The 19,934-nt window shown below is 71.1% G+C and carries 11 protein-coding genes and 6 pseudogenes; 11 read left to right on the forward strand and 6 right to left on the reverse strand.

Translation table 11 applies throughout. From position 1 onward, the window contains the following. Nucleotides 1-25 precede the first annotated feature (25 nt). The 5 genes and pseudogenes from Q0Z83_RS49960 to pspM form a co-directional block, all read left to right on the forward strand. Complete coding sequence (locus tag Q0Z83_RS49960; RefSeq protein WP_317790608.1) at nucleotides 26-517, forward strand: CinA family protein; 492 nt, start codon at nucleotides 26-28, stop codon at nucleotides 515-517. A gap of 159 nt (nucleotides 518-676) precedes the next feature. Continuing rightward, nucleotides 677-943, forward strand: a pseudogene (locus Q0Z83_RS49965) (helix-turn-helix domain-containing protein); the annotation flags it as partial. Between the two features lie 3 nt (nucleotides 944-946). After that, nucleotides 947-1,045 (forward strand): annotated as a pseudogene (locus Q0Z83_RS56015) (helix-turn-helix domain-containing protein); the annotation flags it as partial. Between the two features lie 267 nt (nucleotides 1,046-1,312). Further along, a complete protein-coding gene (locus tag Q0Z83_RS49970; protein WP_317790610.1) occupies nucleotides 1,313-2,173 on the forward strand; it encodes a PspA/IM30 family protein in 861 nt (286 codons plus the stop codon). Between the two features lie 30 nt (nucleotides 2,174-2,203). Beyond that, a pseudogene (pspM, locus tag Q0Z83_RS49975) lies at nucleotides 2,204-2,944 on the forward strand (phage shock envelope stress response protein PspM); the annotation flags it as partial. A 201-nt stretch (nucleotides 2,945-3,145) separates the two neighbouring features. Here the strand turns inward: pspM and Q0Z83_RS49980 are convergent. Continuing rightward, complete coding sequence (locus Q0Z83_RS49980; protein ID WP_317790611.1) at nucleotides 3,146-3,934, reverse strand: DNA-formamidopyrimidine glycosylase family protein; 789 nt, start codon at nucleotides 3,932-3,934, stop codon at nucleotides 3,146-3,148. 93 nt (nucleotides 3,935-4,027) lie between these two features. Between Q0Z83_RS49980 and Q0Z83_RS49985 the strand changes: the two genes are divergently transcribed. Next, complete coding sequence (locus Q0Z83_RS49985; RefSeq protein ID WP_317790612.1) at nucleotides 4,028-4,765, forward strand: N-acetyltransferase; 738 nt, start codon at nucleotides 4,028-4,030, stop codon at nucleotides 4,763-4,765. A gap of 106 nt (nucleotides 4,766-4,871) precedes the next feature. On the opposite strand, the gene Q0Z83_RS49990 is transcribed toward Q0Z83_RS49985, so the two are convergent. Beyond that, entirely contained in the window at nucleotides 4,872-5,660 is a 789-nt protein-coding gene (locus Q0Z83_RS49990; protein ID WP_317790613.1) for an SAM hydrolase/SAM-dependent halogenase family protein, read from the reverse strand. A gap of 73 nt (nucleotides 5,661-5,733) precedes the next feature. Here Q0Z83_RS49990 and Q0Z83_RS49995 point away from each other — a divergent pair, with 73 nt between their 5' ends. After that, nucleotides 5,734-6,660 (forward strand): LLM class F420-dependent oxidoreductase, encoded by a 927-nt coding sequence (locus tag Q0Z83_RS49995; RefSeq protein WP_317790614.1) that lies wholly within the window; start codon nucleotides 5,734-5,736, stop codon nucleotides 6,658-6,660. Nucleotides 6,661-6,918: 258 nt separating this feature from the next. Here the strand turns inward: Q0Z83_RS49995 and Q0Z83_RS50000 are convergent, their stop codons facing one another. Then, nucleotides 6,919-11,460, reverse strand: coding sequence for an ATP-dependent helicase (locus tag Q0Z83_RS50000; protein WP_317797346.1), 4,542 nt, complete (start codon nucleotides 11,458-11,460; stop codon nucleotides 6,919-6,921). 382 nt (nucleotides 11,461-11,842) lie between these two features. Between Q0Z83_RS50000 and Q0Z83_RS50005 the strand changes: the two are divergent. After that, nucleotides 11,843-12,514: pseudogene (locus tag Q0Z83_RS50005) on the forward strand (serine/threonine-protein kinase); the annotation flags it as partial. A gap of 73 nt (nucleotides 12,515-12,587) precedes the next feature. Here the strand turns inward: Q0Z83_RS50005 and Q0Z83_RS56020 are convergent. Continuing rightward, a pseudogene (locus Q0Z83_RS56020) lies at nucleotides 12,588-13,118 on the reverse strand (histone H1-like repetitive region-containing protein); the annotation flags it as partial. Between the two features lie 2,096 nt (nucleotides 13,119-15,214). Here Q0Z83_RS56020 and Q0Z83_RS50010 point away from each other — a divergent pair. After that, a complete protein-coding gene (locus tag Q0Z83_RS50010) occupies nucleotides 15,215-16,141 on the forward strand; it encodes a hypothetical protein (RefSeq protein WP_317797412.1) in 927 nt (308 codons plus the stop codon). Nucleotides 16,142-16,180: 39 nt separating this feature from the next. On the opposite strand, the gene leuE is transcribed toward Q0Z83_RS50010, so the two are convergent. Both leuE and Q0Z83_RS50020 read right to left on the reverse strand, forming a co-directional pair. Next, the gene (gene leuE, locus Q0Z83_RS50015) at nucleotides 16,181-16,834 is read right to left on the reverse strand and encodes a leucine efflux protein LeuE (protein WP_317790615.1); all 654 of its coding nucleotides are present in this window, start codon (nucleotides 16,832-16,834) and stop codon (nucleotides 16,181-16,183) included. Between the two features lie 3 nt (nucleotides 16,835-16,837). Continuing rightward, a complete protein-coding gene (locus Q0Z83_RS50020) occupies nucleotides 16,838-18,094 on the reverse strand; it encodes a bifunctional pyridoxamine 5'-phosphate oxidase family protein/GNAT family N-acetyltransferase (RefSeq protein ID WP_317790616.1) in 1,257 nt (418 codons plus the stop codon). 60 nt (nucleotides 18,095-18,154) lie between these two features. Here Q0Z83_RS50020 and Q0Z83_RS50025 point away from each other — a divergent pair, with 60 nt between their 5' ends. Beyond that, complete coding sequence (locus Q0Z83_RS50025) at nucleotides 18,155-19,501, forward strand: aminotransferase class I/II-fold pyridoxal phosphate-dependent enzyme (protein ID WP_317790617.1); 1,347 nt, start codon at nucleotides 18,155-18,157, stop codon at nucleotides 19,499-19,501. Nucleotides 19,502-19,575: 74 nt separating this feature from the next. Next, a pseudogene (locus Q0Z83_RS50030) lies at nucleotides 19,576-19,875 on the forward strand (uracil-DNA glycosylase); the annotation flags it as partial. Nucleotides 19,876-19,934: the final 59 nt, after the last annotated feature.

The following is a 19,934-nucleotide window of genomic DNA, read 5'->3' on the forward strand; positions in this document are numbered from 1 at the left end:
GGTCCCCGACAGCCGAGGAGATTCGATGGAGATGTCCGTGGCCGCCGCCGCGGCGGTGCACACGCTCGTCGAACGGGGCGAGACCATGGCGACCGCCGAGTCGCTCACCGGCGGCCTGGTGGCCGCGACCATCGTCGAGATTCCCGGGGTGAGCGCCGTCTTCCGGGGCGGCCTGGTGGTGTATGCCACCGACCTCAAGGCCCGCCTCGCCGACGTGCCGGAGGGGTTACTGGCGGAGCGCGGGCCGGTCGACGCCGACGTGGCCGCCGCTCTGGCCGAGGGCGTCCGGGACCGCTGTGGAGCCGACTGGGGTCTGGCGACCACAGGTGTGGCCGGTCCGGAACCGCAGGACGGCAAGCCGGTCGGGCTGGTATACGTCGCGGTCGCCGGGCATGCCGGGGCGACCGTGCGCGAGCTGAAACTGGCCGGAAACCGGGCGGCCATCCGTACCGAAAGTGTGACGGCCGTCCTGCAATTGCTGACCGACTCTCTCCGAGAGTCACCGGCGCATCTCTGAGCTGGGAATACTTCCATTGATGGGTCTGTTGTCCGGTTCGGTCCCGGGCCGCCCGGTCCGGGAATTCGGCGGGGCGGGATGTCGGCGCGGCTAACGCCAGGTACGGTTGCGGGAAGCCTCCGGCGTCAGCCGGCGGCCCCGCCCGCAGGAGGAGGTGCCATGGTCCTGCTACGCCGCGTTATCGGCGACGCACTTCGTGCGCGCCGGCAGGGGCAGCACCGCACGCTGCGCGAGGTGTCGACCGCCGCAAACGTCAGCCTGGGATATCTGTCCGAGATCGAGCGTGGGCAGAAAGAGGCGTCCAGCGAGCTTCTCGCCGCCATCTGTGACGCTCTCGGCGCCCGCCTCTCCGAGTTGCTCAGTGAGGTCAGCAACACGCTGTCCCTCGCGGAGAACATGGAGGGTGTGCTTGTCCCGATCGACGAGAAGGATGGGGACGTCTCCGTCTCGGTGCGCCAGGATTCGCCGTTGAAGGCGACGCTGCACGCGACCCGGAAACCGAAGCGGGACATCGTCTACGCCGCCTGATCATGCAGACGTCTGTGCCGGGCCGCTCCAAGGGAGCGGTCCGGCCTGTTTCGTCTGCGGCCGCTTCGTCTCGCGGCGCGATGGCAGGCCTTTCGTGCCTCGCCGGGAGAGGTCAGGGGAGCGTAGCCTCGATGCCAGGGGAGACCCTGAGATCCCCCCGAGGACCCGTGACGCGGCTGGCGTCCGGCTGTCACGATGGTTTGGCGTCACCGATTCGATACCGCGGTGACGCGTCCGACGGAGCGACATTTGAGGGGACACCACGAGATGGCGAATCCGTTCGTCAAGGGCTGGCATTACGTGATGGCGCTCTTCGGCGCGAAGATCGACGAATACGCCGACCCGAAGGTCCAGATCCAGCAGGCCATCGAGGACGCCCAGCGTCAGCACCAGGCGCTCGTGCAGCAGGCCGCGGCTGTCATCGGCAACCAGCGGCAGCTCGAGATGAAGCTGTCCCGGCAGATGTCCGAGGTCGAGAAGCTGCAGGGCATGGCGCGCCAGGCTCTGGTGCTCGCCGACCGGGCCCGCGCCGCCGGTGACGAGTCCGAGGCCCAGAAATACGAGCAGACCGCGCAGACCCTGGCCACCCAGCTGGTCGCCGGTGAGCAGTCGATGGAGGATCTGAAGACCCTCCACGACCAGGCTCTCGGCGCCGCCGGTCAGGCCCGCAAGGCGGTCGAGAACAACGCGATGCTCCTCCAACAGCGGATCGCCGAGCGGTCTCGCCTGCTGAGCCAGCTGGAGCAGGCCAAGATGCAGGAGACCGTGGCCAAGTCGCTCGAGTCGATGTCGCAGCTTGCCGCGCCGGGCAACACCCCGTCGCTGGACCAGGTGCGCGACAAGATCGAGCAGCGGTATGCGAATGCGATGGGCCGGGCCGAGCTGGCCTCCAACTCGGTCGAGGGCCGCATGCTGGAGGTGCAGAAGTCCAGCCTGGACCTGGCCGGCGCGTCCCGGCTGGAGCAGATCCGCTCCAGCATGGCGGGCGAGAAACTGGGCGGCGCCGCCGCTCAGCCGGCGGTCGAGCAGCCCGCCACCCCGGCCGCCGACGCGGCCAGCGTGGCCCGTCTCGACGAGATCCGCGCCAGCCTGAATCAGAAGCGCGGCGACACCACCGCGGCCGGCTGACCGGTCCCGGCAGAGACGAGGGGAGCGACGGTGGACGAGCGGGCCAGGTACTTCCGGCGGCTCAAGCGGCTGCGGGGTTCGGCGCGGCGGTGGAGCGTGCTGGGTGGTGGCCTGACCGCTGCGGCGGCCGTCCTCACGCCCTATGCGGGGATCGGCGCCGGCGACGCGGCCTGGGCGGCCGCGGCCGGTGCGTCGGCGGTTCTCGCGGTGTGGCGGTGGAAGGATCATCGTGAGCTCGCCGCCACCCCCGCACCGCCGCCCTCGATTCCCGAGGACAAGCTCAGCAAGGCGCTGCAGCGGTTCCCGGCCGGGCAGACGGTGCTGCGGGAGGTCCGGCGCCAGCGCAACCGGTATGCGTTGCGCGGCTCGGCGATCGCCGACGCGTGGGACCGGCTGGACCGGGCCTCCCAGGCCATGGTCGGGTTGGCCGGCCGCCTCACCGGGGCCGGCGAGACCGCGATGCTGGAGGCGGCCACCGCCGAGCAGTGGCTGCGTGACCTGGGGCAGCGGGTCGCCAGCGTGGAGCGGGCCATCCCGCTGGCGCAGCCCGGTCAGCGTGACGCGCTGGTCGAGTCGCACGCCGGGCTGGCCGAGCAGTTCACCGAGGGCGTCGAGGCGTATGAGCAGTTGGTCGCCGCGGCCGCCGGTTACGTCGCGGAGGACGGTCACCCGGTCGCCGAGAGCCGCCATCCGGCGTATTTCAGCCTTGTCGACGCGGCCGATCGGCTCCGTGGCATCGCCGAGGGGCTGGCCGAGTTGCGGACCACCGAGTTCCGCACCATGCCGGGCTTCTCGGCCCCGTCCACTTCCGTCCCGCCGGCCCCGGCCCCGTCTGCCTCCTCCTCGGCGGCTGCTTCGTCAGCCGCATCCGCCGCGGTGCCGAAGCAGCCGGAGGATGATCTCGGCGAGCTGTCCGAGGTGCGGACCACCAAGTTCCGGACGCCCGGTTCGCGTTCCGCGGCGGGCTGATCGTCAGGGCTCCGGCTGGCAGCGCGGACACCAGTAGGTGACTCGCTCGTCCTGTTCGGCTTTGCGGATCGCCGTGCCGCACCGGCGGCACGGCTGGGCGCGTCGGCCGTACACATAGCTGGTCTCGCCCTTGCGAAGCGAACCCGTGGTGGTCTGCGTCCAGCGGCCCCGGTTGGAGGCCACCAGTTTCTGGGCCATCGTGACGGCTCCCGTCAGGTCGGTCACGGCGGCGACCGGGGTCCACGGCCACAGGCCGCGGAGGAACAGCGTCTCCGCCTTGTAGAGATTGCCGACTCCGGCCAGATTCCGCTGATCCAGCAGTGCCTCGGCGATCGTGGCGGACGGTTTCGCGGAGATCCGCCGGACCGCCTCGGCCGGATCCCAGTCGGCGCCCAGCAGATCCGGCCCCAGATGGCCGACGAGGGTGTCCTCGCCGGCCGTCGGGATCAGGGCGATCTCGTGCAGGTGATACCCGACGGCGACCGATCGGGCCGTGCGCAGCACCACCCGGATCAGGTGTGCGGGGCGGCCGGTCCAGCGTTCACCCGGGGCGTAGGACCGCCAGGCGCCGTCCATCCGCAGGTGCGAGTGGAGGGTGTGCGGCGGGCGGCCCTCCCGGGTCAGGCGCAGCAGCAGATGCTTGCCGCGGCTCGCCGACTCGGCGACCGTCCAGCCGGTCAGGTCGGTGGTGGCCAGCCGTGGCACCCGGAAGTCGGAACCGGTCAGAGTCTCCCCGGTCAGGGCCTTCTCCAGCACGCGGGCGGTGTTCCAGACGGTGTCCCCTTCCGGCATGTGACCATTCTTGCCCCTCCGGCGTGTGGTCATTCCGCCCGGACTCGGAGAAAACCGGATGCCCCGGAGCCCGGCGGCTGAGATTCTGCCCGCATGGATCTGGATATCGCCCCCATCGGGGACCGGGCCGAGCTCTACCAGGAACTCGATGGCGGCTGGCCGGAATTCATGAGTAAAGATCCCACGAGTGGCTTCTTCTACCGTTATTCGGATCGGTTCTGGCCGGAGTTCTCGCTGCTGGCGGTTGATCGGGAGACCGGACGGGCGGTGGCCAAGGCGCATTCCGTGCCGCTGGCCTACGACGGCGACATCGCGGCCGGGCTACCCGAAGGCGGCTGGGACTGGGCGATCCGCACCGCGATGCACGACCATCTCAACGACGTCAAACCGACGATGGTCTCCGCCCTGGAAATCAACATCAGGTCCGATCTGCGCGGCTCCGGCCTTTCCGGCCTGCTGCTCGAGGCGATGCGCGACAACGCCGCCCGGCACGGCTTCACCGACCTCGTCGCACCGGTCCGACCCAGCGGAAAACCCGCGGACATTCAACGGCCCATCGATGAGTACGCCCACGCGACCCGCCCCGACGGCCTGCCGATCGACCCGTGGCTGCGGGTGCACGTGCGTGCCGGGGCCTCGATCGTCAATGTCGCGCACTACAGCATGACGTACGCGGGAACCCTCGCCCAGTGGCGCGAATGGACCGGCCTGCCGTTCGACCGGACCGGTCCGGTCGAGGTGCCGGGCGCCCTGTCCCCGATCCATTGCGACACCGCCCAGGACCATGCCGTCTACGTGGAACCCAACGTCTGGGTCCACCACCGCATCTAAACCCGCTCGGCGCGCCCGACGGTCGAATTCGGCGGGTGCGCCGAGCGGGCAGGGTCAGCGGGCGCGCCGAGCGGGGAAAGTCAGCGGGCGCGCCGAGCAGGGAGGGTCAGCGGGCGGTGATGCGGACGATGTCGCCCGGAACGACCGAGAGCAGCACGACGGCCCGCCCGTTGTTGACCGCGATCGCGACCCGATCCGCGGAGTCGGCGAAGACGAGCAGCTCGCCCACGTTCACATCGGCGAACGTGGTGCCGCGCCGGGCCCGGACGCCGCCGTTGACGAGCAGCTCGGAGCCGAGCCCGGACAGCGCCGAACCCTCGGCCGCGAGCTGCACGTTGCCGAACCGGTCGACGGTGAGCACCTCGGCCTCGATCCACCCGTCGCCGATGGTCGCGATCGGGTCGGGCAGACGGGTCAGCTCGGTCGGATCCACGGCTGGACCGGCCTCCGCGGGAGCAGCGCCGAGTGATAGCCGGGCCGCGGCCGGTGCGAACACGTCCCGGCCGTGGAACGTCCGGGACACGTCGCCGAACGTCCAGTCCTTGTTGTCCAGCTCGTAGGCCGCGGTGATCCCGCCGAGCGCCTCGGCCGCCCAGATCAACAGCCCGTTGTCGGGGCCGACGAGCAACCCGTTCGGCGTGACGAGCACGATGCCCCGCCGGCCCGTGCCGACACCCGGATCGACGACCGCCAGGTGCACCGAGGCCGGCAGGTGGGGCGCGGTCTGCGCCAGGACGGCGGCCCCGCGCGCGACGTCGGCCGGCGGCACATGATGAGTGACGTCGATCACTCGAGTCTCGGGTGCGACGCGGGCGATCGACCCATGGCAGGCGGCGACAAAGCCGTCAAAAGTGCCGTAATCGGTCGTGAAGCTGATCCATCCATAACCGGCCATGGTGGGCAACGTTACTGCCTGTCGATGATCGATGCGTGGCGGGCGCGCCGTGGTGTCGTGGCAGTGTTGAGCCATGCGTCTCGTGATCTTCACCGAACCCCAGCAGGGCGCCAGCCACGACGATCTCCTGCGGGTCGCCAAGGCCGCCGAGGACGGCGGATACGACGGGTTCTTCCGCTCCGACCACTACCTGAGGATGGGCGACGGGTCCCCGCTGCCCGGCCCGACCGACGCCTGGATCACGCTCGCCGCGCTGGCCGTGCAGACGTCCCGCATCCGGCTCGGCACCCTCGTCAGTTCGGCCACGTTCCGGCTGCCCGGCCCGCTGGCGATCGCCGTGGCCCAGGTCGACGCGATGAGTGGCGGCCGCATCGAGTTCGGCCTCGGCGGCGGCTGGTTCGAGAGCGAGCACACCGCGTACGGCATCCCGTTCCCGCCGGTCAGCGAGCGCTTCGACCGCCTCGAGGAACAGCTGGAGATCATCACCGGTCTGTGGTCCACCCCGGCCGGCTCCACCTACGACTTCGACGGCAAGCACTACCGGGTCGCCGACTCGCCGGCGCTGCCCAAGCCGGTCCAGGCCCCGCTGCCGGTCATCGTCGGCGGTCACGGTAAGAAGCGGACCCCGTACCTGGCGGCCCGCTACGCCACCGAGTTCAACGTCCCGTTCTCCAAGATCGAGGACATTCCGGCCCAGTACGCGCGGGTCAGCGCCGCGGCCGAGGCTCTGGGCCGCACCGAGCCGCTGACCTACTCCGCCGCCGCCGTCCTCTGCGTGGGCCGCGACGACGCCGAGGTCAACCGCCGGGCGGCCGCGATCGGCCGCGAAGCCGACGAGATGCGCGAGAACGGCGGCATCGTCGGCACCCCGGCGGAGGCCGTCGAAACCATCAAGCGCTACGCCGAAGCCGGCGCCTCCCGTCTGTTCCTGCAGGTCCTCGATCTGGCCGACCTCGACCACATCGACCTGGTGGCCGCCGAGGTGGCCCCGAAGCTCTGAACCACGAAGCTCTGAACAACGGAGCTTTGGACCACGGAGCTCTGAACCACGGAGCTTGGACCACGGAGCTCTGAATTACAGGCGGCCGGCCCGGCAGCGTCGGCCGCCTGCGGTCCCGCCGCTGTCGAGCGCCCGTCTACCTTCCCGCTCCGCGGCCCTCGACGTCGGTCGCGTCCGGTGGTTCCCTGCCTTGCTTCGCAGGCTTCTTCCGGCCCTGCTTCGCGGGCCTCCTCTCGTCGTAGCGGCGTCGGCTTTCGGTCAGGCGCGTAGCCGGAGACCGCGCGGGGTGGTCCGGAAGCCGGCCGCGGTCAGCGCGTCCCGCAACGGGGACGCGTGGACCGACTCGCCGTCGGCCCGCTCGACCGACATCGCGCCGAGCGCCCCCGACCGCACCGCCCCGGCCAGGCCGTGTGCCCCGTGGGTGAGCAGCTCCGTGTCGTCGGTGAAGGACAGCAGGGTCCGCCCGCCGCGTTCGACATAGAGCACCAGGTCACCGCCGGCCAGCACGACCAGGGCACCGGCTTTCCGGCCGGCCCGATGACCGGCCTTGGCGACCGGCTCGCCGTCACCGCTGTCCACGATGCGATCCGGCCATGGCAGGGCCGCGCCGTAGGGGTTGGCCGGATCGGTCGCGGCCAGCACGACCGCCGGTGGGCCGCCACCACGTCGTTCCTCATCCGGCTCGTTCAGCGCCCGCAACCTGTCGACGGCCCCCGGCACCGCGAACTGCGCCGCGCCGAGCCCTTCGACGAAGTAGCCGCGCCGGGCCGCCCCACGCTCCTCCAATGCCGCCAGCACCGGATAGACCGCCGCGAACCCGCCGGTCACCCCCTCGGCCACGGCGGCGCCCCGGGTCACCACCCCATGCCGTTCGAGCAGCAGGTCGGCGACCGCGGCCGCCCGCCGGGTCGGGTCCGGATCACGATCGGGAAGCCGTGACCAGCGGCCCGCCATGTTCGGCGGCCCACCGCGCGCGGGCATGTTCGGTCGCCCCGGCCGTCGGTACCGCGATCGGGCCGGTGCCGCCTTCGCCCGGTGTGCGCCGCTGCCACCGAGCAGAGCCCGCAGCGGCGCGAACGTGTCGTTGGTCAGGTGCCCGGCCCAGACGAGATCCCACACCGCGGCGGCCAGCTCGGTGTCGTCGGTCGAACCGACCCGATCGGACAGTGACCGGAAGAACAGCGCCTGCCCACCGTCGAGCGCGTCGAGCACCGACTGATGCAGCGGCCCGGCCGCGAACTCGTCGTCCGGTGGGGGAAGCAGTAGCGGCGCGCTCTCCGCGTACGCCAGCGTCACCCAGCCGTCCCCACCGGAGATCGACCCGGACCCGGCCCACAGCACCTCACCTGACGCGCACAACTCGTCGAGCTGGGGCGCCGCGTAGTCGGCCACCCGGGCCGGGAGCACCAGCCGCTCCCAAGCCGACGCGGGCACCGCCACCCCTTGGACCTGCTCGATCGTGGCGGCCAGTGCGTCCACCCCGCGGGCGTTCCCGCCGACCTGCTGCCAACGGGGCAGGAAGGTGGCCAGCACCCGGGGCGGGACCGGCTCGATCTCCCGCCGGAGCGCGGCCAGCGAACGCCGCCGCAGCATCCGCAGCACCTCGGCGTCGCACCACTCGCTTCCGGCGCCGCCCGGCGAGAACTCACCCGAGGTGACCCGGCCGGTCGCGCTGAGCCGCTTGAGTGCCTGCTCGACCACGAACACCCCGAGCCCGAACCGTGCCGCGCACGACGCCGCCGCGAACGGCCCGTGCGTGCGCGCATAGCGGGCGACAAGGTCACCGAGCGGATCGGCGACCGGCTCCAGATAGGCCTCCGGGATGCCGACAGGCAATGCCACTCCGAGCGCGTCCCGGTAGCGCCCGGCGTCGTCGATACCGATCCATCGGTCCTCCCCGGCGACCCGGACCCACACCGCCCGCCGAGTCGTCACCAGATGATCCACCCACTCCGCGGGCACGCCCCGCACGGCCATCTCGTCCGCGGACAGGTCGCCCAGCAGCCGGAGCAGCTCGGCCGCGTCCTCCGCGTCGCGTGGAGTGCGCTGGGTGGTCAGCCACTGCAACTGCGCCTCGGTCTCGGCCACCACCGCCGGATCGAGGAGCTCACGCAGATCGACCCGGCCGAGCAGCTCACCGAGCAGCGTCGAGTCGAGCGCCAGCGCCGCGGCCCGGCGCTCGGCCAGCGGAGCATCTCCCTCGTAGAGGAAGGCCCCCACGTAGCCGAACAGCAGCGACCTGGCGAACGGCGACGGCCGAGCGGTCTCCGCCTCCACGAGCCGGACCTTGCGGCCGGAGATCTCCCGCATCAACCCGGTCAGGCCGGGCACGTCGAAGACGTCCTGCAGGCACTCACGGGCCGCCTCCAGGGTGACCGGGAAGTCGGCGAACTCGCGAGCCACGTCGAGCAGCTGTGCCGACCGCTGCCGCTGCTGCCACAGCGGCTGGCGGCGGCGCGGGTCACGGCGGGGGAGCAGCAGCGAACGGGCGGCGCACTCCCGGAAGCGGGACGCGAACAGCGCCGACGTGCCGACCGACTCCTCGACCAGTTGCACGATCTCCTCCGGATCGAAGGCGATCAGGTCGGCGCCCGGTGGCTCGTCGGCGGTGTCCGGCAGGCGCACCACGATGCCGTCGTCGGAGGGCATCACCTGGCCGTCCACCCCATACCGCTCGGCGAGCCGGCGGCCGATCGCCAGCGCCCACGGCGCGTTGACCCGGGCACCGAGCACACAGTGCACGGTCATCCGCCAGTCGCCCAGCTCGTCACGGAACCGCTCGACCACGATCGTCCGGTCGTCGGGCAGATGCCGTGTCGACTCGCGCTGCTCCCGCAGGTAGGCCACCAGGTTGCCGGCCGCCCACTCGTCCAGCCCCGACTCGCGCAGCGTGGCCGTCGCCGCCTCGTCACCGGCCTTGACCAGCGATCGAAGCCGGGCGCCGATCGCCCGGCCCAGCTCGATCGGGCGGCCCGGGGAATCACCTTTCCAGAACGGCATCCGAGCCGGCGCGCCCGGAGCGGGCGACACCAGCACCCGGTCGGGAGTGATGTCCTCGATCCGCCAGGAGGTCGACCCGAGCAGGAACACGTCGCCGACCCGGGACTCGTAGACCATCTCCTCGTCCAGCTCACCCACCCGCGAGGCACGCTCCGAACCGGCCAGGAAGACACCGAACGTGCCGCGGTCGGGGATGGTGCCGCCGCTGGTCACCGCGAGCCGCTGCGCGCCCGGGCGGCCGGTGAGCACGTCTGTCGCCCGATCCCAGACCAGGCGTGGCCGGAGCTCGGCGAACGCGGTCGACGGGTAGCGGCCGGACAGCATGTCGAGCACCGCGTGCAGCGCCGACGCGGGCAACTCGGCGAACGGCGCGGCCCGCCGCACCAGCGCCGCCAGGTCGTCGACCTGCCACTCGTCCAGCGCGGTCATCGCGACGATCTGCTGGGCCAGCACATCCAGCGGGTTGCGGGGACAGCGCAGCTCCTCGATCGCGCCGTCACCCATCCGCTCCGCCACGACGGCGCAGGACAGCAGGTCACCGCGATGTTTCGGGAACACCACCCCGCGCGACACGGCACCCACCTGGTGTCCGGCCCGGCCGATGCGCTGCAGGCCGGCCGCCACCGACGGCGGCGCCTCGATCTGCACCACCAGGTCGACCGCGCCCATGTCGATGCCCAGCTCCAGGCTCGACGTGGCCACCACGGCCGGCAGCTGCCCGGATTTCAGCGCCTCCTCGATCTGTTTGCGCTCCTCCCGGGAGACGCTGCCGTGGTGGGCACGGGCGACGACGGGGGGCGCGCCACGGGTGCCGCCGGCCTGCGCCATGATCTCCGCGGGCGTCCGCATCCCGAGCGGGACCTGCGCGAACTCCGGATCGGCGCGCTCGGCGGCCAACTCGTTGAGACGGGCGCAGAGCCGCTCCGACCCACGACGTGAATTCGTGAACACGATCGTCGACCGATGTGCCTCGATCAGATCGAGAACCCGCTCCTCGACGGCCGGCCAGATCGACGGCGTGTGCCGCCCGGCGCCCGGATCATCCTGATCGGAATCGGGCACCTCATCGAGCCTGGTCATGTCCTCCACGGGGACCTCGACCGTCACCTCGATCGTCTTGGCGCTGCGTGGCTGCACTATCTCGACATCCTGACCACCGCCGAGGAACCTCGCGGTCTCGTCGATCGGGCGAACCGTCGCGGACAGGCCGACCCGCTGCGCCGGGCGCTCCAACAACGCGTCCAGCCGCTCCAGGGAGAGCGCCAGATGTGCGCCACGTTTCGTCGCCGCGACCGCGTGCACCTCGTCGAGGATCACCGTCTGGACGCCGCGCAGCGAATCCCGCGCGGCCGATGTGAGCAGCAGGAACAGCGACTCCGGCGTGGTGATCAGGATGTCCGGCGGGGTGCGCGCGAAACCTCGCCGCTCCTCGGCCGGGGTGTCGCCGGTGCGCATGCCGACGGTGATCTCCGGCGGTGGCAGGCCCAACCGTCCGGACGCCTGCCGGATCCCGGTCAGCGGCGCCCGCAGATTGCGCTCCACGTCGACGGCGAGCGCCTTCAGCGGACTGATATACAGCACCCGACACCGCTGTCGGGCCTGCTCCGGGACCGGCTCACGGGACAACCTGTCCAACGACCAGAGGAAGGCCGCCAGGGTCTTGCCGGACCCGGTCGGCGCCACCACCAGCGCGTTGCGCCCCGCGCCGATCGCCTGCCACGCCCCGGCCTGAGCGGCGGTGGGCGCGGCGAAGGCGGCCGTGAACCACTCCCTGGTGGCCGGCCCGAACCTCTCCAGCACGTCTTGCACGCCTCACATCCTGCCTCGGGGGTATGACAGAAACCGGAGCGCTGACGCGCCTCCGGCGAGAGATTTCCCGGTTCGGCCGGTTCGATCACCTTTCGCTTCTTCAGATGTACGCCGGACCGCACCGACTGGTGACGTTGCGCTTCACGGGCGCCCCGTGGCTGCCTTTTGGCTGACTCCGGAGCGCGATACCCGTACCGCATCCTGATTTTTCTGATCTTTGATGTTCTGAGCGGTGACCGGGTGATCGGCGTTCCTTGGGCGGTCTGTGGCTGATTATCCTGATACTCGACGTGATGGGTGGGTGCCGATGGCGGTCAGGCAGATGCTCGTCGCAGGTCGGTACCGTCTCGTGGAACCGGTCGGCGCGGGTGGGATGGGCCGGGTCTGGCTGGCCCGCGACGAGATGCTGCACCGCGACGTGGCCGTCAAGGAGATCGTGCCACCCGAGTGGATGTCCGATGTTGAACAGCACAGGCTGCATGAGCGGACCCTTCGGGAAGCACGCAGCGCCGCTCGTCTCAACCATCCCCATGTGGTTCGCATCTACGACGTGGTGCACACCGGGGGCCTGTCCTGGATCGTCATGGAGTACGTCCAGTCACGCTCTCTTTACCAGGTATTGAATGAGGAAGGACCGTACGAGCCGGCGGTCGCCGCGCGGATCGGCCTAGCCGTGCTGGACGCGCTCGGCGCCGCCCACCGGGCTGGCGTCCTGCACCGTGACGTGAAGCCGCACAACGTGCTCATCGGTACCGACGGCCGCGTCGTCCTGACCGATTTTGGTCTTGCCACGTTTGTCGACGACGGCGGGGTGACCGCGCCCGGGCTGATAGTCGGCTCGCCGCAGTATGTCTCCCCGGAGCGCGCCCGCAACGGCGCCTCGACCGTCGAGTCCGATCTGTGGTCGTTGGGCGCCACCCTGTACGCGGCGGTCGAAGGCCATTCGCCATACGCTCGGGAGACCGCGATGGCGACGCTGGCCGCCCTGGCCACCGAACCGCCCGACCCGCCTCTCCGGGCCGGCCCGCTGGCCGCCGTCCTGGACGGTCTGCTGCGCTTCGACCCGGCGGCACGTCTCACCCTTCCGGAGATCGAACGCCGGCTCCGCATGATCGTCTTCAGCGATCCACAGGAGATCCCCTTCCTGCCCACCCGGCGTGGTTCCCGGCGGCCTGCTTCCTCTCCGCCCGCTTCCTTTTCGGGCCGCTCGGCGGACGTTTTCGGGGCCTCGTCGGCGCCGGGTGCCAGGCGATCCGGGTCGCCGGGCGCGGTCCCGCAGCGACCCGCCGCTTCTGCTGGTGGGCGACCGATTCCTCCGGCTTCGGGCGATGCGCGATCTGCTTCTTCACGGAACGCTTCTTCTCGCCCTTCCGAGCCGCGCCCTTCCGAGCCGCGACGTGCCGAGCCGCGACGTGCCGAGCCGCGCCCTTCCGAGCCGCGACGTGCCGAGCTGCGCCCTTCCGAGCCGCGACGTGCCGAGCCGGGTCCTTCTGAGCCGCGTCCTTCTGAACCGCGCCGTGCCGAGTCGGGTCCTTCTGAGCCGCGTCCCTCCGAGCCGCGTCCTTCCGGGCCGCGACGTGCCCAGTCGCGATCTTCCGAGCTACGGAATGCCGAATTCTGGCTCGCTGATCCACAGTCCGTTGGCCCGCAGTCCGTTGGCCCGCAGTCCGTTGGCCCGCAGTCCGTGGGCCCGCAGTCCGTCGGTCCGCAGCCTGTGGGCGCGGAGTCGGTTGTTCCGGACCCGGTCGGTGTGTGGCCTGTCAGTCCGCGGCCCGTCGAGTCACCGACAGACGAGTCGCGGAATCCGGCTTCTTCCCCTTCCTCCGGTCGGGCCTCCACGGTCGGCGACCATGATCCGGCTGTAGTGGCGCCACGGTCCGCGGCAACCGGACCTACCGGGCCGGGCGAGCCGACCAAGCCCGCCGGACCGCATCGGGGCCGGGCAGCGGTGACCGACCCCTCAGCCCCGCAGGCCCAGCCCGTTCCACATCCGCGGATGCCCTCACCCGCGGACCGCTCCACGCCACCCCAAAGCCGTCCCGTACCCGCCGCGGACCAGCTCACGCCGTCTGCGAATCGCCCACCGCAACCCATGACCCGGCCCGCCTCGTCTGCGGACCTTTCCGCCTCGTCTGCGGAGTGCTCTTCGCCGTCCGATGATCGCTATACGCCGTCGGGTGTTCCCGAGGCGTCAATGCCGGCTCCGTCCGGGCGGCCTTACTCGGCTCCGCGGCCTTTCCCGGCTGTGCCCAGGCAGCCACCTCCACCGCCGCGATCGTCCCCAGCTGAATCGCTGCCCCAAACTGAATCGTCGCCTCCGCCGTCGTTGCCTCCGCCTCCGCGGCCGCCGTCGTCTCTGTCGTCGCCGTCGCCGTCGTCTCCGTCTCCGTCTCGGCCGTCTCCGTCGGAGGCGATCGCGGCTCAGACGCCGGATGCGAAGTCTGATTCGATTGTGGATGCCACCGGTTCTGTCCCGCCTCCGCCGACTGTGCGACGACCAGCGCCCACATCCGGGCCGATCCGTGGCCTGCCACCCCGGCAGCGCCGCTCCGAATCCACATCCAAGTCCGAAAAGGATCTCCCCAAACCGCGCCCATCCCATCCCTCCGAGCCACTCCCACCGCAGGCGAGGGCGGCAGCCGCGACGCCTGACTCGAGCGCGGTCGGGGCCGCGGGAGGTACGCGCCACCCGGACACCGGGCAGGTCGTCGGATCGGCGGCCCGCACCACGGAAGTGCCTGGCGGAGTCGCCGCTGTATCCGGCCCCACGGCCGCGACTGCCGACGCCATTTCCTCGGCGGCGGATGGAACGACCTCGGCGGGCGCCCCTGCGGGGAAGCCGAGATCTGCGGTAACCCGTCCTCCTGACGCATCAGGAGTCCATTCGGGCAATGCCGCCGCAGGCAAGGAACGTGCGGCGACGGGGCACGACCCCGACACCGAGAACAGTCGGGCGGGCGAGGCGCCCAAGAAGCCCGGCCCGGGTACCGCACTCGTCCTCTTCACCGGCGGCGATACAGCGGATTCCGCGGGATTCCGAGCCGGTGGTCGGCGCAGCCGGGAAGCGACAGCTGAAACCAGAACGGAGAAAGTCCGAACCTCGGACACCGGCCAACCCCAGCAGCCGGACAGCCTGGCGGTCGCCGATCGAACGAGCCGGGGGGTGACCGCTACCGATCAGATTTCCGGCGTCCGTCGTGACACCACGTCCGACCGCGCGGATGAGCCGGGCCCGAAACCCGCCGAACAGGCCGTCGCCGAACAGGCCGTCATCGGACAGGCCGTCGCCGGGCAGGCCGTCATCGGACAGGCCGTCGCCGGGCAGGCCGAAGCGTCGATCGATCCACCAGCGAGATCACCGGAGGATCCCGATCTTGTACGGTCGTCCCAGCCGCCTGGCCAGGCCCTAGCCCGAGTCGATGCCCACTCTGAATCAGCTCGCTCGGCCGCTTCAGTCGCATCCGTCGGTTCAGTCGCACCCCGCGGCTCAGCCGCGTCCGCCGGCCCGGCCGCCTCGCCCCATTCAAGTGGTCCGGTCCCTTCATCCACTCCAACGCGTTCGGCCACTTCAACGCGTTCAGCTGGTTCGGCTGGTTCGCCTGGTTCGGCCCGTTCGGCTGGTTCGGCCGGTTCGGCCCGATCGGTCCCCTCCGGCCGATCGCCTGGTTCGCCTCGTTCCGCTCCTTCGGACGGTTCTGTCGGGTCGGCTCTCTCCCGGAAACGGCGCTGGGCGGGCCGGGCTGCCGTGCGGGTCACTCCGACCCGACTGGCGCTCACCGGACTCGTCGTCCTCCTGCTCGGCGGCAGTCTTCTGGCCGGTTACGTGGTCGATCTGACCGCGGCCCGCCCCCGGGTCGTCCTCCCGTCACCGTTGTCGACCGATGCGGTCTCGGGTCGCTCCGCGACCGCCATGTCCGACCCCGGCCCGAACTCCCCGAACTCTCCGCCCGGCCCGCCTGACTCGGCCGGTGCCGAGCCCTTGCCAGGAGCCGCCAACCCTTCGGCAACGTCGGCAGGCTCGGCCGGTCCGGCCCCGAACTCCGTAGATCCTCAGGGCGCCGCCCAGAACTCTCCGGGCGGAACACCTCCCTCCGAAGCCGCAGGAGCGACCGCCTTCTCACCGTCCCTCTGTGACGGACCGCCGCCCGACGACCTGCCCGTCACCCCGCTGGACGGTTCGGCCCGAGGAGTGAACGGCTGGAAGCTCCAGGCCGGGTGGTCGTACTTCACCGACGGCTCCGGGTTCCACGTCGCCGTGCCGGACGGGTGGACCCACCAGCTCATCGGCACCACCCACTGCTTCCGTGGCCCGCGCAACGCCAGGACGATCACCCTGGACGCGGCCCGTGATCCCACCACCGATCCGCTGACGGTGGCTCGTGCCGAGGAGACCCGGCTCGCCGCCTCGCGCATGCTTCCCGGCTATGCCCTCGTCGGCGTCGACCAGGTGCCGCTACTGAACAAGGCCGCCGACTGGGAGTACCGCTACAACTCAGCGAACGGTACGGCCCGGCACTCCGTCTTCCGCTGGTTCGTCATGGGCGGCCGGGCATACGCGTTGGGCTGGAGCACCACCGAGAAGACCTGGACCGCTGACCTGACCAAAATCCGGATGATCCGTAGCACGTTCTACTCGAGCCGACCGACGCCTTCACCGAGCACCGGCCCATGACCACCGCGCGTTGAGCGACCTGGTAGGGCCCGGGCCGGCTCACCCGACGCTGGCGGTCGCCAACTTGATACCGAAGCCCACGAACAGGGCGCCCACGGCGGTCGCCGCCCCGGTAGCGAGACGCCGGCGCCGCTCGAACTGCCCGGCGAGGTATCGGCCTCCGAAGATCAGCGCGGACAGATAGAGCGCACTGAAGAATTGCACCACTGCCCCCAGGATCAGGAACGACACCGCGGGATGGGCGTAACCGGGCTCGACGAACTGGATGAAGAACGAGACGAAGAACAGGATCGCCTTGGGGTTGAGCAGGCTGATCACGGCCGCCCGACGGAATGGGCGCTGAAGCTCGGCGGGTGGCTCCTCGGTGGCGGTCGGGGCGAGCTCCGCGCGATTGCGCCACTTGCTCCAGGCGCCCCGGATGATGTTGAGACCGACCCAGCCCAGATAGGCGGCACCCGCGTATTTCAGGACGAGGAACAGCGGCGGATAGGTACTCAGTAGCGAGGCCACCCCGGTAGCGGACAGGATCATCAGGACCGCGTCGCCGAGAAAGACCCCGGCCGCCGCCTGATAGCCCGCGCGGACGCCCCGCTGAGCGCCCACCGACAGCACGAAGATCGAGTTGGGGCCTGGCAGAAGGATGATCGCGACCACGCCGAGCACGTAGGTCCAGAAATCGGTGATGCCCAGCATCGGTCAGCCTCTCTCGGTCGTGGAGCGGCTCAACCGGTCCCGGAGACGCTGGGCGGCGGCGGGCCACTCGTCCGCGGTCATCGCGAACAGTACGGTGTCGCGCCAGCTGCCGTCGGGCCGCCTGCGCTGCCGGCGGATCACCCCGTCACGGCTGGCTCCCAGCCGTGCGATGGCCTGCTGGGAGCGCTCGTTGCGCACGTCCGTATACCAGAACACCCGCTCGGCGCCGAGCACGTCGAAGGCCCGCTCCAGCAGCATCAGCTTCGCCTCCGTGTTGACACCCGTCCGCCACCACTTGCGGCCGACCATGGTGTGCCCGATGCCGAGGGATCGCAGGTTGGTGTCGATGTCGTGGTAGGTGGTCATCCCGATCACCGCGCCGGTCGCCGGGTCGATCTGGGCCCACCCGGAGCGCTGGCCGAGCCATTGACCGCGCAGCACGCCCAGGATGTCCCCGGTGAGCAGCTCCTCCGGGGTCCGCGGACGGGGGAACGGGATGTGTCGCCAGACCTCTTCGTCGTCGAGCGCCTCGAACAGACCCACCGCATGGCCCGGGGTGAGTGGCTCGAGTCGCACGTGCCGCCCCTCCAGCACGACAGGCGTCTGCCACTCCGAAGGGTGGCCGGGCAGGTAGGTGGGTGGCGCGGCGGCGACGCCCTGATCGGTTTCCGGCGGCCCGGCGACCGTCCGCAACGGGAGCACACCGGCCCAGTGTGGAAGCGCCAGATCCTCCGGGTCGTCGCCGACGCCACCGGACCGGACGCGGACCGAGACCTCGGCCAGCGGCAGTGCGAGAACCGAGGTCTGGGCCAGCTCCTGCCGGGTGGGTGGCCGGCTGTCCGCGGAGCGGCCCTGGCCCACCTTGTCGGCCAGGGCGAGCAGCACACGCAGCTTCTCGGCGTCGTCGGTGACCGGTCGGGCCCTGCCGAGGGCGACCACCGACCGGTAGTTGGCGCTGTGGTTGAACTGAGACCGGGCGTAGACCAGCCCATCCAGGATGGTGACCGTCACACATACCGGGACGCCGTCTCCACGGGCTGCCAGGCCGAGTCGGGCGCCGGTGGATCCGTGCAGATAGAGAGTCTCGCCGATACGGACGTGCAGGTTGGGCAGAACACGTGGCTCGCCGTCGACGACGAAGCCGACCGCGCAGTCGAACGCCTCGTCGAGGACGGCGTGTGCCGTCTCGCGCTCGTAGTGCATTCGCTTACGAGTGCGGGTGGCCGTCGTGCGGGGCGTGGGAGCGTAGAGGTCGGTCATCGGGGCCTCCCCGGCGTGTTCTGCTTGCGTCTTGATCTGTACTAGTACAGAATCGAATCTGTGGCAGAACAGTATCAGGTCAGTGGTGACAGCGCCGCAGAGATTTCGGCCAGCATCGAGACAGGCGTCCTCCAGGGGTTCTGGGTGGCCGGCGCCGCGCTTCCCTCGGTGCGGGTTCTGGCCGGATCCCTGCACGTCAGCCCGGCGACGGTCGCCAAGGCCTACCAGGAGCTGCGGCAGCGCGGTGTGATCGAGACCGAGGGGCGCCGCGGCACCCGGGTCCGGTCCCGGCCCGCGGTGGCCGTCCGGCGCGCCGGCCTGTACACACCGATCCCGTCCGGCCTGCGGGATCTCTCGTCGGGTGAGCCCGACCTGCGGTTGCTGCCATCGCTCGCGCCGGCCCTCGCCGCCGCGGCGGCGATTCAAAACCCACCACAGGGGTACGCGTCCGCGGTCACCATGCCCGAGCTGGTCGACGCCGCGCGGCCCCGGCTCCTCGCCGAAGGCGTCCCGGTCTCCGGGGCTGAGATCGTCGTCACGTCCGGCGCACTCGACTCGATCGAGCGCGCCTTCAACGCCCATCTCCGACCAGGCGACACCGTGGCGATCGAGGACCCGGGGTGGGCCGCCCTCATCGACCTGCTGGCGGCGCTCGGCCTGCGGGCCGCCCCGGTCGCCGTCGACGATCACGGTCCCGACCCTGATTCGCTGGCCACCGCCCTGCGTTCCGGTGCCCGCGCTGTCGTCGTCACCGTCCGCGCACAGAATCCGACCGGCGCCGCGGTGAGTGCCGAGCGGGCCCGCCGGCTGCGTGAGCTGCTGAGCGGCCATCCAGGGGTGCTGGTCGTGGAGGACGATCACGCCGCCGAGTTGGCCGAGGGGGCGCCACACTGCATCGGCCCGGTGACCGGCTCCTGGGCGTTCGTCCGGTCCGCCTCGAAGCCGTTCGGTCCCGATCTGCGCATCGCCGTCCTGGCCGGCGATGAGACCACCGTCGCCCGGGTGGCCGGCCGGATGCGGATCGGCATGGGCTGGGTCTCCACCGTGCTCCAGCGGATGCTGCTGTGGCTGTGGCGTGATCCGGAGGTGACCGCGCTGGTGGGCCGGGCCGCCGAGACCTACGGCAAGCGCCGCCGGGCGCTGCGCGAGGCGCTCCGGGCCGAGGGCGTCGAGGTGGGCGGTGACACCGGGATCAACGTCTGGGTGCCGGTGCCCGACGAGACCCATGCGGTCGCGGCGCTCCGTGACCGGGGCTACGCGGTCGCTCCGGGGGCACTCTTCCGGGTGAGCTCTCCACCCGGGATCCGCATCACGATCAGCACTCTGGACCCGGTGGAGGCGCCGGAGTTGGCCCAGGCGGTGGCGTCTGTCCTCCACCCGGCCGGCAGCCTCCCCCCGATGCGGTGAGCGACAGGCGGACCGGCCCTCCGGAGGAGGTGTCCGAGCGGCATGTTGTCGGGGGGTACGGGTAGAACGGTGCAATGCCATGGACCCAGACCCCCGTCGGGGCGCAGCAGTGGGTGCCGCCGCACCCCCGGAGCATCGACGAGCTGAAGTCGGCGGCGGCGGACTGTCAGGGTTGCGAGCTCTTCGAGAACGCGACGCAGACCGTGTTCGGCCGCGGCGCACCACACGCGAAGATCGTGTTCGTCGGTGAGCAGCCCGGCGACGTCGAAGACCGGCACGGATTGCCGTTCGTCGGTCCGGCGGGCCGTCTGCTCCGTGAGGCGGTGGACGACGCGGGTATCGATCCGGCCGATCTGTACATCACCAACTCGGTGTTCTATTGAGAGTTCAGATCGTGTTGCAGTACCACCGTGTTACCCCGGCCAGATCACCA

It is taken from the genome of Actinoplanes sichuanensis (genome assembly GCF_033097365.1).
GTDB classification, from domain to species: domain Bacteria; phylum Actinomycetota; class Actinomycetes; order Mycobacteriales; family Micromonosporaceae; genus Actinoplanes; species Actinoplanes sichuanensis.

Coding starts and splice junctions, on each gene's coding strand:
- Q0Z83_RS49995 (WP_317790614.1), top strand. CDS start 5,734: ATGCGTCTCGTGATCTTCACCGAACCCCAGCAGGGCGCCAGCCACGAC.
- Q0Z83_RS50020 (WP_317790616.1), bottom strand. CDS start 18,094: ATGACCGACCTCTACGCTCCCACGCCCCGCACGACGGCCACCCGCACT.
- Q0Z83_RS49970 (WP_317790610.1), top strand. CDS start 1,313: ATGGCGAATCCGTTCGTCAAGGGCTGGCATTACGTGATGGCGCTCTTC.
- Q0Z83_RS49990 (WP_317790613.1), bottom strand. CDS start 5,660: ATGGCCGGTTATGGATGGATCAGCTTCACGACCGATTACGGCACTTTT.
- leuE (WP_317790615.1), bottom strand. CDS start 16,834: ATGCTGGGCATCACCGATTTCTGGACCTACGTGCTCGGCGTGGTCGCG.
- Q0Z83_RS49960 (WP_317790608.1), top strand. CDS start 26: ATGGAGATGTCCGTGGCCGCCGCCGCGGCGGTGCACACGCTCGTCGAA.
- Q0Z83_RS49980 (WP_317790611.1), bottom strand. CDS start 3,934: ATGCCGGAAGGGGACACCGTCTGGAACACCGCCCGCGTGCTGGAGAAG.
- Q0Z83_RS49985 (WP_317790612.1), top strand. CDS start 4,028: ATGGATCTGGATATCGCCCCCATCGGGGACCGGGCCGAGCTCTACCAG.